The organism is Lysinibacillus sp. RU7, from assembly GCF_057837305.1.
In genome coordinates, this window is record NZ_JBYQFK010000011.1 from 19,144 (window position 1) to 38,767 (window position 19,624).

12 protein-coding genes are annotated in these 19,624 nt (G+C 35.9%); 4 read left to right on the forward strand and 8 right to left on the reverse strand.

Going from position 1 to position 19,624, the window contains the following annotated elements:
* Positions 1-885: 885 nt before the first annotated feature.
* The gene (locus tag AC3II9_RS09670) at positions 886-1,293 is read right to left on the reverse strand and encodes a PBECR3 domain-containing polyvalent protein (protein WP_391374936.1); all 408 of its coding nucleotides are present in this window, start codon (positions 1,291-1,293) and stop codon (positions 886-888) included.
* A gap of 40 nt (positions 1,294-1,333) precedes the next feature.
* Entirely contained in the window at positions 1,334-1,615 is a 282-nt protein-coding gene (locus AC3II9_RS09675) for an AbrB/MazE/SpoVT family DNA-binding domain-containing protein (protein WP_391374933.1), read from the reverse strand.
* Between the two features lie 453 nt (positions 1,616-2,068).
* Here AC3II9_RS09675 and AC3II9_RS09680 point away from each other — a divergent pair, with 453 nt between their 5' ends.
* On the forward strand, positions 2,069-2,977 hold the full coding sequence (locus AC3II9_RS09680) for a tyrosine-type recombinase/integrase (RefSeq protein WP_391374930.1): 909 nt from the start codon (positions 2,069-2,071) through the stop codon (positions 2,975-2,977).
* 25 nt (positions 2,978-3,002) lie between these two features.
* Here AC3II9_RS09680 and AC3II9_RS09685 read toward each other — a convergent pair whose 3' ends face one another.
* The 6 genes from AC3II9_RS09685 to dndB form a co-directional block, all read right to left on the reverse strand.
* Positions 3,003-3,986 (reverse strand): HNH endonuclease, encoded by a 984-nt coding sequence (locus AC3II9_RS09685; protein WP_489155169.1) that lies wholly within the window; start codon positions 3,984-3,986, stop codon positions 3,003-3,005.
* A gap of 71 nt (positions 3,987-4,057) precedes the next feature.
* Positions 4,058-5,185 carry a cysteine desulfurase family protein gene (locus AC3II9_RS09690; RefSeq protein ID WP_391374924.1) on the reverse strand — a complete coding sequence of 376 codons (1,128 nt, stop codon included), beginning with the start codon at positions 5,183-5,185 and terminating at the stop codon, positions 4,058-4,060.
* The gene (dndE, locus tag AC3II9_RS09695; protein ID WP_391374922.1) at positions 5,182-5,556 is read right to left on the reverse strand and encodes a DNA sulfur modification protein DndE; all 375 of its coding nucleotides are present in this window, start codon (positions 5,554-5,556) and stop codon (positions 5,182-5,184) included. Before dndE ends, AC3II9_RS09690 begins: the two co-directional genes overlap by 4 nt.
* A gap of 11 nt (positions 5,557-5,567) precedes the next feature.
* Positions 5,568-7,535, reverse strand: a complete 1,968-nt coding sequence (gene dndD / locus AC3II9_RS09700) for a DNA sulfur modification protein DndD (protein WP_391374919.1) — start codon at positions 7,533-7,535, stop codon at positions 5,568-5,570.
* A gap of 13 nt (positions 7,536-7,548) precedes the next feature.
* Entirely contained in the window at positions 7,549-9,147 is a 1,599-nt protein-coding gene (dndC, locus tag AC3II9_RS09705; RefSeq protein ID WP_391374916.1) for a DNA phosphorothioation system sulfurtransferase DndC, read from the reverse strand.
* Positions 9,148-9,173: 26 nt separating this feature from the next.
* Complete coding sequence (gene dndB, locus AC3II9_RS09710) at positions 9,174-10,223, reverse strand: DNA sulfur modification protein DndB (protein ID WP_391374913.1); 1,050 nt, start codon at positions 10,221-10,223, stop codon at positions 9,174-9,176.
* Positions 10,224-10,379: 156 nt separating this feature from the next.
* On the opposite strand from dndB, the gene dptF reads away from it, so the two are divergent.
* From dptF to dptH, 3 genes are read left to right on the forward strand one after another with little or no spacing between them, the layout of a single operon-like run.
* On the forward strand, positions 10,380-12,656 hold the full coding sequence (dptF, locus tag AC3II9_RS09715; protein WP_391374910.1) for a DNA phosphorothioation-dependent restriction protein DptF: 2,277 nt from the start codon (positions 10,380-10,382) through the stop codon (positions 12,654-12,656).
* 3 nt (positions 12,657-12,659) lie between these two features.
* Entirely contained in the window at positions 12,660-14,084 is a 1,425-nt protein-coding gene (gene dptG / locus AC3II9_RS09720; protein ID WP_391374907.1) for a DNA phosphorothioation-dependent restriction protein DptG, read from the forward strand.
* Entirely contained in the window at positions 14,065-19,368 is a 5,304-nt protein-coding gene (dptH, locus tag AC3II9_RS09725) for a DNA phosphorothioation-dependent restriction protein DptH (RefSeq protein WP_391374904.1), read from the forward strand. The genes dptG and dptH overlap by 20 nt, the downstream gene beginning before the upstream one ends.
* Positions 19,369-19,624: the final 256 nt, after the last annotated feature.

Sequence of the window (19,624 nt, forward strand, 5' to 3'; positions counted from 1 at the left end):
ATAGCATAAAAGCAGAGATTACTTATTACTACAGAGGGAGATATGTCTAATAAATAGGAGGAAAAGAGGAAAGTTAGTTTAAGTGTAATTGAAAAGGCTAGCTGTTATTGTCAATTGTATAAGAGGTCATTTGTATAGCTAAAATTCAAGCAACGGAAAAAATAGTAGCTGCTTATGACTGTTTAGAGAGAACAAGAAAGTGCAAGAATTGTAGCAACAGATATAAGTGGTTTACATCGGTATCTCTTAACTTGTTTGTAACAATAGGAACATATCAGTGGAGAGTCATTTTTAAAACATTCTACAAATGAAATGAAGCAGTTTAAACTAGACAAACTTAATTACACGGCTGAACACAAAATGGCTGCTATTTTAATGTAGTAGTTCGTCACAATAGATATAATCAAATGTCGGTTTATATGTAATACGATGATAAAGTTAAAAAAGCCTACATTATTATTGAAATCTTATACGATAATATATTTGAATATAAGAGAGATGTTACCAAATGTAGCTTTGGGAAGCTTCTTACTTTAACTAGTGAGAGGAAATATTGGTTAAATAAGAGATTTTAAAAATAATAGTTGAACTATAAATGTAATTTCAAGACATCTTATAGGGGGAAGCCAATGAAAGAGACTGTAGAAGAAATTGTGGAAAACTTAAGTAATAAAAATCCTCTTTACCAAAATAGGTAAAGAGGATGTATAGCTACTAAAAACTATTAGCAGGGCGGCAATCCTGATCTCTGGTGACTTATCACAAGGATAAGCGCGTGGGGAACCTTTCCCACCTCAAATAGCTTTTAGTAAGTTCACTTTATTCAAGTTTCAATCATATTATACGTCAAAATCGTTAAAATGTACACACTTAGTATATATTAGATCATGGTTTGAAATGAGAATAAGGATGTAAACGCCCAGTTCGTAAACGCTTTGCAATTTTATCAGCACCATTATCTAATATGTAGAAAGAACTCATGAACATGCCATCTGCTTCATTTAGTTTAATTGGAAGAATGACATGATCGGCAATTACTTTATATATTTCAATGGTATGTGGCTCTTTAGGGTTTTGTCCAACGTAATCAGGAAGTGCAATCATCGCAGGGATATCTTCATAATATTTAATAAAATCGTCCCAATGACCACGCTTTTTTAAATGTTTAAGCACCCCTGGTGGTAGATAAACTTCGGCGGAAGCACATTTAAGGGAATAATAATCAATAATACACTGTGGAACAAGTCCAATTATCTGCGTTTCGGTGCTTGTTGGATTGATTTGATAGGTCATTTTGATACCTCATACAAGTAGTTTCTTCTATTATATAGTATTACAAATACGGCTTTTCACCATTTAACACCATTTGCTTCACTTCTTTAAACTTCGCCACGAGTTCCTCGCCACTTAGCCCAGCTGCAATCAGTTCCTCTAATAAGTTCTCTGCAAAATCTTCATCTACTTTGACGACCGGTTTAATGACTAAATGACCTTCATGTAATTCAATCGTTACTTCCTCACCGATATGAAGTGCGTCATAGTATTCTTTCGGGATCACTAAATGACGTTGTCCGGACACTTTAATTTTTTTACTTTTAATCATTTCATTATTCATTAGGTATCAATCCTTAACTTTTAGTTATCATTAATTATATATTACTAATTATAAAACAATCATAGGTATTTATAAAACATTTAATAATAAATTATTATAAATAATAAGTAATAAAACATTATAAATTATTTATGATTAAAAAATGAATGGTTATTCAAAGACAAAAAAGATTCCTTTTTAGACGTGTAAAACGTATAATGAAAAAGTAAGAACAAATGCTCTAATTAATAGAAAAATAGAATCATAGATAAAAATATTTTTATTTAATTATTTTTATAGAAAAAGATAAAATAAGAAATAAATATAATAATATAAGTAGAAAATAATTAAATTCTCTTTATCCCAAAAAATAAAATAATATAAAAATAATTTACCTTTTATATATTTATCTCTTTTTCTAAAAATATAATTTTATCAAAAGAGAAATGGACTGAGTGAATTGGAGGAGAGCATATGGATAAGACGAATAATCAAAGTTCAGTGATTCGTTTAAACACCTGGCAGACGAATTTGAAGGTAGATGCGACGATTGAGAAGGTAATTGAGCAAAAGAAGGAAGTATATCGTCCAGACTTTGAGCGTTTTCTCCGTTTTTGTGAAATGGAACATCGTGAGCCAAGCTTTGATGCGATGGAGAAGTACCTGCATGAATCAATCGTAGAGCAGGGCGTTAAATATTCAACATTTAACCGTCGTGCAGCAGGCATTCAATATTATTTAAAAGACGTTTTGAATTTAGAGCAGACACCTGAGCAGCAAAAGCGAATTCAAATTATACGCCAACTATACAATACAGAGGATTACTTACGTTTAAAGCCGATGCGTGGTGTTCGAGCTGAGAAGCAGGATGAAGTTCTTTCTATTATAAATAAGTACGATACGAATAATAAAGCTGACATACGTAAACGTGCAATATGTCTTGTGAATTTGATTACGGCCAATCGCCCTTCAGAAATGGTACGAATAAAAGTATCTGATTTTGATTTAGAAAATCGTACAGTATCGGTAATGTTGAAGAAGCAAGGTGAGATGAAGGAAAAGCGTTTAACGTTAGAATGTGTGAAGGCTGTGCAAAAGTATATCCAGTTCTCTCAGCTAAGTGGCGACGATTACTTTGTAGGTGCAGCAGATCGTTGGGGGAACTACACAAATCGTATGATTACGGAACGTAGCTATAACAGGCTCATTCATGAATGGCTTGGCTTCGCACCTTATACGTTACGCAAAACACAAATTACGCACATGCATAGAAAAAAAGCAGACTTAGCCACAATCGCAAAGCAATCGGGGCATAAGTCGCTTCAAACCATTACACAGCATTATTTAGAGGTTGATAATGCGGATGTTGAGGAATATTTGTAAGAGAGACCAATTGGTTGATTAACAACTATTCTCTTAATTGGCTAGGTTTCCAATCATGAATGAATCCATTTAACTGTGAGTACTTATAAAACTCCGTTAACTTTTTTTCAGTGTAGTTTTCGAATTGTAGTAAATAACGTTCTTCTTTAATCCATTGATTGTTGCGTGTGATGAGCTGTTGTAAAAAGTTTTCAGCTGCAAGCTTATTGTTTTTCCTTGTGTTGCAGGTAGAGCAAGATAGCACGAAATTCCAAAGATGGTCGCTTTGAATGTAACTCCAAGGGATGAAATGGTCGACGTGACTCGATTTCCTTATTTTTTTATGGCAATAGAAGCAATGCTCAATGCCTGCTTTTTGTAGTAGCTGTGAAAACTGTAGCAATGATTTTCTTTGTGTGACGACTTCTACTCTTGTTAACAGCTTCGATACCTTTTCAGCCTCATTGAATTTTTCTAAAAACAGGGCAAGCTGGTAGTTGGTAATGTTGGTTAACATTCTTTTATGTGTTTGGAAGAACCTATAGTAGGTCGGGTGCAATTGCAGGTATTCCTTTTTCAAATCAAAGGAATAAATTTCACCATTGAAATCACTATACGTTGCGCCAATAACATACTTCTTGCCGACTTTTTTTACAGCTGCTATGAGTTGAAGTTGCTGGCTAGCAGGAAGTTGGTCAAAGCTCCATTCTCTAGGAATAGCATGAGTAGCGGCAAATGCTTCGAGCACCTTTTGAACGCTAGAAGGGGCTTTTTGTGAGTTAGATTGACAAAGATTGTTATGGATTACGAGATTCCAATAAATTTTGGTAAACGAGTAAAATAAATGATCAAACGAAATTTCGAATTGTTCATTTGCAGAGGGAACGCTTTCTAAAAGAGCCTTTAAAAATCCATATTTATATGTAGTTGTTGTTTTCCCATGATAATAAAAACGATGAACAGACTGCCAAATGTCTTTGTCCGTCAGATATGGCTTTTGTATTTCCGCTACTTTTAAGTCCCAGCTCATTTTCTCACCTCCATTTTTAAAAAATTATACAACAAAAAGCTAGTCTGTTGAAAACAGACTAGCTTTATCATTTAAAGTTGTTTGAAAATATTCAAATCGTCCTTTGAAATATAAGGAGAGAGGGAGAATCGAATCGTTTGACGTACTTCATTTAAATCTAATCCGATGGCTGTTAGTACATGGGACGGCTTAGCAGAGCTGCATGCAGAGCCAGTTGAAACGGCCATAATCGGTGCTAGCTTTTTCACAAGGATTTCATTATTTAAACTGATAAACTGCACACTTACAATACCAGGAATTTTATTTTCCTTTGGTTGATTGAACTTAATATTTTGACCAAATTTCGCTACTAACAGCTCGATTAAATAAGCTTCTAGCTCCTGTAGTTGTTGAATATTTTGAGCTAATTTAGCATGTGCAATTTTACTCGCAACGCCCATGCCGACGATGTTGTGAACAGCTAATGTACCACTTCTAAGACCGTGCTCTTGTCCGCCACCATGTAAAAGGGGAGTAATGGATGGATACAAATTGTACTGATCCTGACGTAAGAACGTTATACCAACGCCTTTAGGACCGAAATATTTATGAGCTGAAATCGAAATAGATTGCAGGCCTGGTATGTCTTCAAGCGAGAAGGCTACTTTTCCAACGATTTGTGTAGCATCAGAATGGAAAAAGACTTTGTGCTGTAAGCAAATGTCCGCAATTTCCTCAATCGGATTGAGTGTACCTAATTCGTTGTTCCCCCATTGAATCGTTACTAAAATCGTCTCAGGACGAATAGCAGCTGCCACTTGTGCAGGGCTCACACGTCCGTATTTATCCACAGGTAAAATGTTTAATTCAAAGCCAATCGTTTCAAGGTATTTACAAACTTCCAAAACGGATGGATGCTCCGTAGCTGTTGTGATGATGTGTTTACCATCATTTTTACGTCGATCTGCAATGCCTTTAATAACAAAATTATTACTCTCGGTTGAGCCGCTTGTGAAAAGCACTTCATCAGTTTTACACCCTAAAAGCTTTGCAATGTTTTGACGGGCTTCATTTACAGCATTTTTAGCGTATGTAGCAGGCTCATAGTATTTACTTGAAGGGTTGCCGAACTGCTCCAGAAGAAAAGGGAGCATTGCTTCTTTCACTTCTGGATGAATTTGTGTAGTCGCTGAATTATCTAAATATAACAAAGTGATCACCCGTTTTCGTATTTGAATAGGTTAGTTAAAAAGTTTTCGTAGTTACCTGCTAATTTGTATTCACCTTCTAAAATTTGAATGCCACGTTCTACATGACGATTAAAGAGCTCAGGGAAATAATCTTTCTCTGGTACGTGATAACCTGCATGCTGACGAATCAATGCTTTATAGACATAATCATGCTCACCTGTCATTGTATTGCGATGAATTTCTACGCCGGCTGTATCTGGTACGGGGCCAGGCTGTGTAGAGTCATTTAACGATAATGCCACACCGATTCGACATAAAATATTCCATGTTAATCCAGTAGAGTTTTGGAGGGACTTTAAGGTTTCACCTGTTTGTTTAGATGTTTTGAGACGAAAGTTCATAGTTGTCACTCCTAGCTAAATTTGAAATAGTCTTTCTTAATGCTTGTTTGTTGCTGGATTGAATTGAATTCAAGTGTATATTCACGTGCAATGGCTGGCTCTAAAATTTTGTAATGTGCTTGGTCAATCTCACTATCTGTTGATAGAATGATAGTTTGCTTACCAAAGTTCGGAATAAATGTTTTTAAAACAGCGGATTTATGTGTTTTATCAAGTCGTCCTAGTAGGGTATCGAAAATGAATGGTACCTGGCGACCTGAGCAATCGAAAATTGCCCAAATAATCGAGATGAGTAAAATTTGCTTTTCACCAGCTGACAATGTACGTTTTTCAATTTCATTTTTATGAGCATCGATTAACGTTACTTCATAATCGTCTGGATTAATTTTGATGAGTGAAACATAATCATGTTTATGCAGCATCTTTTTTAGGTTTGTTGTTGCTTGAATTTGTATATCTTGCAAGCGTTGTGTAATTTGTATATCCTGATATTTACGGCTTAACGCGATAATTTTTTGAGCTTCTAGGAATGAGCCAGATGTTTTTTCGTAGTTGCGTAATTGCAATTTGATTTTTTCAATTTGCTCTAGCAATGCTATTAATTCCTGCTTTAACTCGGCTAGTGTATTTTGCTCCGCTTCTAGAGCTTGTGTAAGTTGTAGAATGTTTGCGTTATAGCAATCCATTTCCTTGATAATTTGTCCAAATTCATCCGTTGTATCATGGATTTTTACTTTGTCACGTAGCTGCTTTGATATAGCTAAATCCATAGCATTTTGGTTTAACAAGTTTAAATATTTTGCAGGTAAATCTTGTTGAGTAATATTGTAAGCTTGCTCTACTTTAAAAGATTCAGCAAACGATGCACCGTGAATGATTTCACTTTGCTCTGCTGGTTTTACAAGATTCACTAGCTGCTCTTTCATTTGCTCTGCTTGTACTGTAGAGCCTTCGATGTTCAATTGCAGCAGCAGTGATTGTAAAATATCTGTTGAGAGCTTTTCCTCTAGCTGCTTTGAAAGTTGTAAAGATTCTTCATTTTTTAGCTGTTCGCGTGTACGCTGCACTAAGTTTTGTGCAAGGAAAAAAGGCAGATATGAGCTAACAAATTGTTTAATTTGCTCTGAACGATGTTTACGATCTGTTTCGATTTGATTGATCTGTAATAATAATTCTTCACGTTCTTGCTTGCGTAGACCACCGTATTTTTCAAATGTATCCTTTACTGTTAAATATTCCTCGGACATTTGCTTCAGTTCAGTAGATTTATATTCAATAGCACGTATTGTAGTGGCGATTTGGGTACGTAAATCTTTTTCACGTGTGTTCGCTTTATATAAATCATGTTCAATTGTGTTTAGCTTATCAGAATCGACGTGCTGCTTTGAATAGTTTTCAAGGTCAGCTTCTAGCTTTTCAAATAAATCTAAGTTGAAGACTACTTTTGAAAGTTTTTTAATGTAAGAAGAGAGCTTATTTTGCGTAACGATTTGTGCAATTTCTTCCCCATCAAATAAGCAGAAATCGAGTAGCTGTGGTGGCATAAAGTCTTTGAGCTTGGCATTGAAGAGCATTTTTTGCTGCTCATCTAAAAAATGACCGTTTTCTATTAAATAATATGTTTCTTTAATTTGCTCATTAGAATATGTCCACTCACGCTTTAGCTCATAATTGAATATTTCTAAGTTGTCTACCACTGAAAATTGAATCGTCACGTTAAAGTCGTTTAGCTTTTCACGTTTTGCTTGTTTGTTTAAAACACTGCTGACGTGCTTAAAGTATTCATTGTTTTCAGTCTTATAGCCAAAACCGTAAGCACCAAACAAACCGAGTTTAATCGCATTTAGTAATGTCGTCTTACCAGCGCCGTTTTCACCACCGATCAATAATACATTTTTGTTAGGTTCTGTTTCGAAATTAAAGAAATTGTAGCCTTTGTATGCACCGATATTTACGAGTGCTATATTTTTCAAATACATAATAAAACCTCTTCTATAGGTGTAAGTAATCTTGTCTTAAAATCTTCCCTATTTCATCATTTAATCCACGTCGAACTTTGTAGCCGGCAAACTCTTTTTCCGCATTGATGAGCTTACGCATGACCTTGACATCTACATTGAATTCTTGGCAAAGCATTTCAAGCTGATTCATTTGTTCATATGTTAATAGTGGACGATCGTCTTTTTCCCAATCGATCGTTTTTTGATTTGCATATACTTTTTCGTAAATCATTGGGACGTAATCTTCCCACTCACCTTGCTTTAGCCAAACACGACGGATTTCTTTTAGCTCATCGACAGAGATTAGCTCATATGAAGGGTCCTCAGGATGGACAATTGTACGTTGCACAGCTAATAAACGTTGTAAAATTTCACGACGTGTTTCCATTGTATACGGACCTAAGCCGAGCTGCGCGTGTTTTTCAACAATTTCACCATCAAGCGTTTCTTCTTCGTAACGAATTAATACTTTTTGGTCTTCGGCTGCACTTAAGTCGATGTTGTTTTTTTGGATATAATCCTGTAACTCATTTTTTTCAATAATCGTATAATCTTCTAAATATTCTCGAGATGCAGCACGACCTGATTTTTTAGGGATAATAAGCCAACGTATGTTGTCTTCTTCTACAATTTTAACATCACGGAAGTAAATTTGACCGTTCATACGGTATTTCATACGCTTTGTACGATCATCGCGAATCGTTGTTAGCCAGTTACGGAAATCAAGCAGTGGTTTCATCCAATCATGACCGCTTTGAATAAAGCCTGTTAACGCTTTATCTTCTGTTACAACTGTACAAACCCAACAGCCGAAACGACTGTTACCACATGAGCCGGCACTTTCTTTGATATTTTTGTCGATAACTAAAGGACATTCACCGCTGCTCGAATCCTGATACAGACGGTGTAGCTCATAGTTGTCATCACCCCATGGAGAAGGAGCATTTAATAAGTAATTCCATACATCATCTAAAGTAAAGCTGCGAATTGGTGCGTAGACGTAAGCGTTTGGTAACGTAGAATGACGCATAAAAAGCTTACCTTCAATAGAATGATTGCGAATACTGTTGCCGCGGGATACACTCTCATCTTCACGCACACCTAGTACCATAACAACCTCTCCAAACGTTGATACTTTATTCATGACAAACGAGTTCGCTGGTTCAATTTTTAAACGATCTGTACACCAGCGGAATGTTTGGTTTGGTGAAGGATAGCCACGACCAATTAGGTTAACCCAAAATGAGTTTTTAGGCTCAGGCTTTACTTTATGTGTTTCAATAGGAAGTCCCATTTTGAGTGCAGCATCCTGAATACGTGTTAATGTCCTATTAATCGAGTTGATGATTAACGGTGTTTCAATTAATGTATCAGAAGAAATGACGTAAACTTTTTTTGTTAAGTCCATCGAGTCCATTTCTGCTAAAGCTTCAAATACAAGCTGGACAACAACTGTTGAATCTTTACCACCACTATAACCGACAACCCAAGGGCGATCATCTTCTTTGTATGCTAATTTAATTTGTTCTTTTGCTAAATCTACAAGTGACTGTTCATTTGAAAATAAGTCTGAAATAAGTCCTGTACTCATAGTGAGTGACTCCTTTTTAACAGCTGTTAAGGGTGCTGTTTAATCAATTCTTTTATTCGTTCGGCAGTGAGTGCAATGTTTTGGTTCGTTTTTTGTATGCGTCCATTATCTGAAAATGTTCTTCCAAGCCAATCTTTCGTATTCGTACGACTCCAATCAATATAACGCAATTTTTTTAATTCATCTGGCCATGTGCTTGCATATTCTTCTTTTAAAGATTTCCCTACCTCTCCAACAGCTTCGATAAACACTGAGTGTCCTACGATATAATGACCTCTTAAATCACGAGGAGACAGACGTTTATGAAGTACCTCTTGCCATTCTGTAATCGATTCGGTAACTGTTTCCCAAAAAGCTAGTAGGAAGCGTCGTTCTTCTACACTTATATCATTTCCTTTACTTTTACAAATCAAGCGTTTGTTCGTGTTATAGATGAAATTGAGTGCAAGTACCTTTGGCGAATTTTTAGAGAGGGAAACGCGTTCATTATCTGTATAGCGACTTAAAAAATCTATACTGTTAACAACTTCTTTCGTAGCTAAAGCGAGAGGATCTCGGTGGTCGTAAAGAATACCGATGGAAGATGTTGTATTAATCGAGTGAAGATTTAAATCTGAAAACATTTGCTGAGAACGATTCAATCCTGTGTCATGAAAGAAAACAACAGAAATAGTTTCGTCACCTAATTCGGGTGAGATTTTTAATGCTTCTTCTATAGCAGCACGTCTATGCTGACCATCATTGATCAAAAACTTAGCATCCATCGATATTTTTAGCATACCGAGGTCCTGAGCAGCCTTCATTGAGCTTAAAGGCTCAAATAAAATTTCTCCATCAATTGATGCTGTGATGGAAGAAAAAACATAGTCTTCAGTGTTATCTAAAATATAATTTGTTAACTCAGGAATCCGAGCACGATTTAAAATTCGCTGTGCACGAAACGCAGCTGGAATCTCTTCTTCATCAAATAAGAAAATCTTAGGAATGAGCCTTAATGGACACATGACTACGAAATATTCTTTATTTGCTTGTCGGCCACGTAGAGCTGGAAAATTATAATTAAATGATAAATCCATAAACAATCCTCCGATTACGTACGTAAATAATAAAAATTATATCATTGTAGCCAAAATAAGAAAATATTATTGTGTAAAGTGGATAGAAGGGCTGATAAATATGGGATTCTCTGTAATAATGGAACTAATTATTTAAAATGAGGAGTTGATAAGCAGATGGAAAAGGCTTTTTTAAGTTTCTTAAGTAGCTCTTTACCATACGCTGCACTTTGCGCTAAAAAAATGGAGGAGATTTTCTTCTCTGACCAAAGTGGTGCTGTTGCAAAAGCGCGTTTATATATAGAGGATATTGTAAAGCGAGTTTGGGAAATTGAGGAGCTAGACAGTCATTCATACAGCAATTTAAATGAAAAAATAAATTTTTTATATGACCAGAAGTACATTACATCTAAAATTTATCAATCATTTGATATTATTCGTCGAGCAGGGAACAAGGCGTCTCATGATGCGACATATAGCGATATGAACAAAGCATACCTCGTTCATAGAGAGATGTACAATATTGCGGTTTGGTATTTTGAAATTTATACACATGAGGAATTGGTGCTACCGATTTACGAAGTACCGAAGCCACCCGAAGTGAAGCCAACTTTGACTGAAGAAGAGCTGGAAGCCAAATTAGCGAAGATGATTGAGGCACATTCAGGAAGAATTCAGCCTGTCATAAACACGCAGGAAGATACACCTGGATTTAAAGCTATCGAAAGCAAGCAGCATCAGCTTGAATTGTTAAACGACAGCTATTTAGAGCGTGAAATCGCACGACTGCATATTTCATCAGCAGAAGCAGTTGAAAATGCACAGTCATTTAGTGATTTTAAAAATTATTTGCACGTAACACGACCAATTCAAAGTACGATTGAAAGTATATTACAACAACGTAAAGAAGAAACAAGCAGTAATTTAATTTTACTTTGTGGTAGCGTAGGGGACGGAAAATCACATTTACTAGCCTATTTAAATCGTGAACGAAAAGATTTGATTGAGGGATACACAATTTACAATGACGCTACAGAAAGTTTTTCACCCAATAAAACGGCGTTAGAGACATTAGAAGAAATTTTGAAAAACTTTTCGGACCAGCATTTTGATGAAACGACAGAGAAAGTGATTATTGCGATTAACTTAGGCGTTCTGCATAACTTTATTAACCATGAACATTCCACTTATACGTACAATAAGTTGAAAAAGTTTGTTGAGGAAAGCGGTTTATTTACGCCTAAAATATTAACGCATGCAGCAGACAACACGTTTGATATTGTTTCGTTTGCAGATTATCAAGTATACGAATTAACGGCTTCAGGGGCGGAGTCGAATTATTTATCATCAATTTTGAAAAAGATTTGTGATAAATCAGATGAAAATCCGTTTTACGCAGCCTATTTGAGGGACATTGGAGAAAACAGACAAACGATTATCCATGAAAATTATCAATTTTTATCAGATGAATTTGTACAGGAGCAAATTATCAATCTTGTCGTGCAGGCGATTATTCAGTACAAAATTAATTTGTCATCGCGTCATTATTTAAATTTTATCGCGGATTTAATTTTGCCAAATGAAGTAGAGGATGGTACATATCGTACGCACAATGAATACGACAAGCTGACAAAGACTTTACCGAATATGTTATTCCAGAGTAAAGGTCGCTCACAGCTATTAGATGTGATTGGACAGTTAAACCCAATTCATTCACGTACAAGTGCAATTGATGAATTGCTCGTGACGTTAAATACATTGTCAAATTGGGAAGAACTTTTAAATCAAAAAGTACATGTAGATTGTGCAAAAGAATGGTTGATGCCGTTTGCAAATGAAGCAGAGCTTATTAAAGAATCGTTTGACTTATTTGTAGAAAATTTAATCGCGATTTTGTATTTAACAGATGCGCATTTTGCCAAAAATATTCGAAATACTGTCTATGATGAATATGTGGAATATTTGTATGCATTCAATAAAAAAGAAATGTCCGAAGTTAGAACGTTTTATAAAGAGCTGAAGTTCGCTATTTTCAGTTGGAAGGGCTCGCCGATGAACGACTATATCAATTTAGAGTGTTTAGAAGGTGAAAAAACGATTGCGCAAAAATTAAGACTAAATCCAGCAGCGGATCAATTGGAAGCTTTGCCAGGTCTGAAGCTACAGTCGTTTAAGCCGTCTATTACAGTAAAGTATTATAACAATTCGAAAAGTAAATGGGAGCTATTAGATATCGATTTTGTGTTGTACCAACTGCTAAAAAAAGTGACAAACGGCTATCGTCCAAATAAGAGGGATGAGGAAGATGCAACAACGTTTGTTGAGTTTTTAGGTAAGATTATGCTGTTTGGGGAAAAGCAAAACGAGCTATTATTTAACTTCCAGGATGAGAGTATGAAATATCGATTGAAATATGATGAATTCGATGGCTATGTATTTGAAAAGGTGGAGTAGCAAATGGATAAAATTTTACACATAAATGCCGAGCAACATCTACCTAGTGGTGTTGTACATACATTAAATAAGCCTAGTTACTTATTTCCTTTTACAACGAAGAAAACGAAATATCTTCAAGGGAATTTTAAAATAGTAATCAGTGAGCTAGCAAGAAATATTACACATTATGACTTACAACCACGTAAACTTGAGGAATTGGATTTTTATTATTTTGAAGGGGCTAATAAATTGAGTGAATTTATTGCTGGGACAAAAGAAGTAGAATTCCCGGATGATGTGGCAAGAGTAAACTTCTTAAGATTAATTGATACGTATTTATTTAGCGATCAACAGATGAAAGTTGTACATACGTATTTATATAATTTCATAGGGAAAAGTGAAGCGGGTCAAACAGAAATTAATCACTTAGCAGAGTTCATTGCGAGTGTATTTATTGGGGACAATGAGGAGATTAAAAATATCTTTAAAAATAAGGAAACAGACGATATTTTAACACGACTAATTATTAAAGAAATCGACCAGTTAGTAGAAGAGAAAAAGACTGCTCCTAAAAGACAGTATTCGAACCTGTTCCCTAATTTTACAAAGCTATTCCAGCAAGATATTCAATTTTTAGTAAAGCATAAGGAATTTTTTATCGCCAATTTCGAAATGTTTTTACATTATTATGCATTCATGTACGTATGTCAAGGCGTTGTACAACTTGAAAAGATGGCACAAGGTACATTCGAGGAAGCACATCCGTTGTACTTTGCACTAGATTGGGAAGCAGTTAGAAAGAAGCGACCAGTTGCCGATGATTTTAAAGGATTCAAAGTAGTAAAAGATAATGCGATTAATTTATTCTCACATGAATTTGTATTGCGTTCTTTAAGCTACAACATATTTAATAAAGATAAAGATGCAGGCTATGAGGTACGTAGTTATCACCAGTTGCTTCATGATGTGGAGTCACGAGGTGAAAATGGTAAACAACAGTTTGTACAGGAGCTAAAGGAATGGGTGAAGGACTATATTAATTGGTCTTATAGAAATCCAGAGGAACGACCTACAAGTGAATTACCAAATACAGCAGAAGAGTTATTTGAAGTATTGTTAGCATTGGTGAAAGATCGAATGAATGATGATGCAAGAAAAGAATACGGTCGTTCAATCGAAAATTTAGGTCTAGGTGTATTTTTAAAGCAGCGAGGTAGTTTAGGTTATTTATTAAATATTAACCATGATTTCTTAATGATGATGACGGCTGTTATTGTGAAGGACGGGCGTATGCCATTTAAAACGTTGCTAAAAGAATTTGAGAAGCGCGGTATTGCATTCGACCGACATTCCATCGAGGAAATCATAACGTTATTTAACAATCATAATATTTTAGACAAAAAAAGTGATAGTGGTGATGCTCAATATGTCAAACCAATTTTATAATTATATCGCAAATGAATTAATCGCCTATTGGGATCAAACAGAAATCCAACGAGGCAACAGGTATTTTTTAAGGCTAGACACTTTGCAGGAAGTGCTTGATATGGTAACAGCCTTAAAAACAGTTCAACCAGATAAAGTAAGCAACTTTACGTATATGCATGAGCAAGGCGCGGGCTATGAAACATTTTCTTTAGCCTTTGGTGATATTAAAATTGTCATTGCAAATACGGACGAAGTTGTCAAAACGGATTATTTAGCGTTAATTCGTAACTTAGTAAGTGAACAGCAGCCAGGTTGGGAGAATACGGCGTTAATAAGTATCGTATCAGAGCAGCTTGATACGATTCCTGGTGGTAGCTTAGATATGCAAAGTGAAGGAATGCCATTGCATCCAAAAACATTATCAGATCAACTAGAAAAAGAAATTCATAACAGTATGTTAGGGAAGGCTGAAAAATTAATTTTAGAAGATAATCTTGAAAAGTTACTGCAAGATTATCAGTTTATGAAGCTATCGATTTTTGAATTTGAAGAAATTTTAACGATTTTAGAAAAGGGCAAAATCGATCAGGATGACTATAAAGAGCTTGGTATGTTTATGGACCCTGAGCTTCCGACATACTCTGGTAAAAATTTGAAAAATAGAATTCAAGAAAACCGAGAAATGTATGACTTCGTCAGCCAAGCAAATGAATTTAACGATACAGAAGAGCAACTACAAAAAAAATTCAACGCTGATTTTGCGAAAAAAATGCAAGAAGAAGGCTGGGAAATAAAACCGTATACCGAAATTCAAAAAGAGCACAAAAAATTTATTGAGCACAATAAAGCTGTAAAAGTCACATATGAGAAAGTTTCAGCAGACAATGGCCTAGTAGTTTGGGACAAGCCTAAATCAGACTCAGCAGCTGGTAAAAGAAAGCGTAACATCATCGTCTTTAATCCGATGAAGGAGCAGGAAGTAAAGCTAGTCATCAAGTTTGAGCTTGAAGGTGCTGCTAAAACATTAAGGAAAGAGTTTCTTTCTAATCCTGACAAATATTTAGGACCAGCGGAGATTGAGGTGAAAAATTCAACGATTCACGTAAAGATTACGCCAAACGACGTGCAGCCTGCGTTTGTGAAGTTTAATTATGAGCATGATAATAAAGTTTCTTTAGGAGCGGAGTTTAATATTTGTGTGCTACCGATTGGCTCGTACTTATTTGAAGCGTCAAGCTCAAGCTATGGCGTAGATGCTAAAAAGAAAGCGTTAGTTTTAAAGGCAACGGCAGGAAGATTGTCATTCGGTACGAATTATCCGATTACCAATATAGACTTAACAATGAATGAAGCTATGTTATCAATGGAGGAGCTTGGCAAGACGATTATAACGATTGATCCAAGCCTATTTGATGAAGAAGATGCATTGACCTTTTCAGCAAAGGTTCAGGAGTCAGTTATTCCGATTCGCATTGATAGTGAGTTAATAGATTCTACACCGATTCAAGGCGCACGTATTTGGAAGCTTGTACGCGAAAGCATGCTTGATATGACGTGGATTAAAGAGCTAAATCGTCTGACACACAACCACCGAGAATATTACATGCAAAGCAGCTATCAAGAGTTTTTCGAGTGGGAATATAAATGGCTAAAGGAAGGTATGCGATTTGCGAAATTGCAGTCGGGGGTGTTAGTTTCCGAAACATTGGAGCTAGGCGAAGAGCTAAGAGAGGCATACAGCCGATTTTTATCTTACTTTATTACACCGACGATGATTTCAAGCTTAACACACGTTTCAGCCGAGTATGCTCAGCGAGGAAGAGACTATTTAGAGGCGTATCATAAAGAGGTAGAGGCTTTCCAAAATGGTGTGCCGGCTGGGAAAAAGGGTGTTAGCCTATATCGGTTAGGAACAATAGAAGCAAATGATATAGTCTATATGACACCGTTTCATCCATTGATGGTTGCATATAAATTAAAGGTGTATGAGCAGCTAGGTAATGAGGAAATGGATAATGTTATTTTAAATCGTCTGACACCAGAAGCATTGTTACCATTCCTTGAGAAAGGCGAGTTATACCGACCGCAGTATCAGGATGATGCACCAGAATGGCTCGTATTTAAATCTGTAAATCAAGTGACAGCATCGGATTCTGTTCAATATTTGTCAAAGGTGATTACCGATAAAATTAAGCAATTTAAAGAACACTTCGGCTATTTATTTACACAAACGTCTAAAGCACCGATTTTGATTAACGTGATGAATTTACCGGATGATTATGAAGTATTAATTGGGATTTTGAATTTCATCTTACATGAGGTGAAAACGAAAGGTGCTCAATCGGTGAAATCGATTGAAGTAACGCTTTATAAAGAATCTCAAGTAAATAGTGCCTTTGAAAAGTTTGCACAGTTAACAACTGTAGAGGAAGTTATCGACTATACGAAGCTGACCCAAATTAAGAAAATAAAAGATGTAGAAGCTGATGTTGTGCTAAAAGTGTTACGTGAAAGTTTATTCTTCTATCGTAGAACAAGCCAGGAGCAAAAATGGGATTTACGTTATGCACACATTACGTTTTATAAAATGCATGCTCAAGAAAGCTCTGCCATGCAGTCAATGCATGAAATGAAATCGGATGTGGCATTGTCAGGTCTTTATGCAAGTGTGCCGGCAATGCGTGATGCAGAAACTTATAAATCGGGATTCGGTATCAAAAATTATTTGATAGAAGCGGACGATTATTTAATTAGAACGGCTTACTATGTAAATGAGGTTATTGCGAACTCGCGTAATGAGGGAAATGACTCTTATGTAAAAGGGAATACCGTGTTATCTCGTGTCAACACGACTGATGAAACAACGCTACTTGAAATTTTTGATCATTCACATTGGGTAACATTTATCGACCCGACAGTAGACCTTGAGTTTTTCAAAAACTTCAACAATGATATTGTAGTCATTCACTATAGTGACCAGTACACGTCTTCTAACAAGTTCGATGCCATTACAGTGACAAATAAATCAGACCAGTATTACAAAGTGATAGAAGAATTTTTGCACAACAAAGGAATAGAAGGAACAGAAAATAATATTAAAAACACGATTCAAGCGTTTAATACTTTTAACGGAGAATGGCTGCTCCGCATTATTGGCACAAAGGGTTATGCAGATCGTGAAAAGCTAAGCATCATTTCTGCTATTAAATATGTGCTGGCGTATTTAGATCATCCGAACATTAAATGGATTCCGATTTCATTAGAGGAAATTTTACGCGTTGCTGGCGTCTTTAATTTATCGAAGGCAGAGGGAATTTTCTCAGCGAAAAATCTAGGCATTCAAGGGCCAACCAGTGATGACCTGCTATTAATTGGCTTAGAAACAAGTGATGAGCAACTATACATTCATTTCTATCCAGTTGAAGTGAAAATCGGTGTAAATAATAACAATGTCATTGCCAAAGCGAAAGCCCAAGTAATGCAGACGAAAAAGGTTCTGCTAAGTGCATTAGTAAAAGACTATGCTGGAACATTTAAAGAAAAGTTTTATAAAAACTTCTTTGTGCAGCTGCTTATTGCCAATGCAAACAAAATGGTACAGGGTGATATTTGGCCTGAAAAAGATTATGCCTTGGCAAGTGAAGTCGTTGAAAAGCTTGTGAAGCTTGATTTCAAAATTACAGACCACTTGCATTCACATATCGGAGAAGGTGCGATCATTTCATTCCGTACAGATTGTACAGCGCGTTCGTCTTATTTAGATGAGCAGTGGATTAATGTGATTGAGTTCTCGTTAGAGGATGGATTTAATGGTATTGTCAAAGCGATGGTGGATATTTGTCATTGGCTACATGAGGAGGAAACAGATTTTATAAAAGATCGTTTCTTAAAAAATCAATACGATGCGTCTGGAGCTGTAGTAGCTAGAGTGGTACCTGTTCAAAAAGATGAAGATGCTTCAGAGGAAGTTGTTGAAGAGCCGGAACATTCTTCCCAATCTATAAAAGATTCAAAAGAGGTAGAAATTGAGATTGTTACACCTCCATCACCACAGCTTGAGATTATAGAAGTAGGAAATGATCTGATTGATGAAGTGGCTGCTACAATGGAAGAGCTAGAAACTAGTGAGCTAGTAAAAGAGGAGCCAAATATGGAAGTGCAGGGAAATGTACTACCAAAATTAGAGGATATCCGTATAAAAATTGGTACAGCTGTCAACTCAAATAAAGAAATTTATTGGGAGTATGGTCATTCGGAGTTAGCGAATCGTCACTTATTGATTTCAGGAAAATCAGGACAAGGGAAAACGTATTTTATGCAATGTCTATTACTTGAAAAGTCACGTCAAGGCATATCAAGCATTATTATCGATTATACGGAAGGTTTTTCGAAAACGCAGCTGGAGCCAGAGTTTTTAGGTGGGCTAGGGGAGCGATTCAATGAGCGAATCGTTTATTTTGAAAAGTTACCGATTAATCCGTTTACTCGTACAGTACGTGAGATTAGTGGTCGTGAGTTAAAAGAATCTAATACAGATATTGCAGAACGTATTAAAAGTGTCTTTTCCGCTGTCTATAGCACGCTTGGTATTCAGCAGTTGAACATGCTATATGATCGTATTTTAATCGGACTGGAACGCTATGATGAGAAGATGAATTTAATGCATCTAAAGGACTTGCTAGAAGAGGAAGGTTCCGGTACAGCGATTAAAACGCTTTCTCAAATTCGTCCATTAATTGATCGAAATCCATTTGCGGATGGAGAATCAATTAATTGGAAGGATTTAATCGACAAGCGTGGCGACGTCTTTGTGATTCAGCTAACAGGCTATCCGCGTGATGTACAGCTTATCATTACAGAGTTTATTTTGTGGGATTTATGGAACTATTCAATCCGTAACGGTAATAAGCATATGCCAATGCCGGTTATTATGGATGAGGCGCAAAACCTAGACCATAAAGAGGGAGCACCATCTGCACGTGTGCTGACAGAAGGGCGTAAATTTGGTTGGTCTGCTTGGTTTGCTACACAATTCTTAAAGGCACAAATGGATTCGAGTGAGCTAGCACGTTTACAAAATGCATCACAAAAAATTTATTTTGCACAATCAGATGAAGATGTCACGTATATTGCTAATACATTAGCAAATGAAGTGGGAGACAAAAAGTATTGGGAAGAGCAGCTGTTAGGTTTAAAGAAAGGTCAATGTATTGTACAAGGACCGATTTTAGAGGCAAATGGCAAGCTGTCTAAACCAAAAACAATTGTTGTCAATATTACACCTTTACCTGAGCGTTATTAAAAATACATGTATTTAGAGCTAACATCAAAATTAATGCTTTCTAAATTTAACTGCTGATTTCAAAGTATATGGAGTATGGAGTGGCAACTGTAGTTTGGCTGAGAGCCTTTATTTATATAAAAAACGACTTGAATATGTTCTTATTAAAGTCTGAATGGACAAATCGTCCATTCGGGCTATTTTTATAATAGAAAAATATCTTTTTCTAAAAATCTTTTTTTATTTTTATACCTTCAATCTTGACCCAAATCGTATA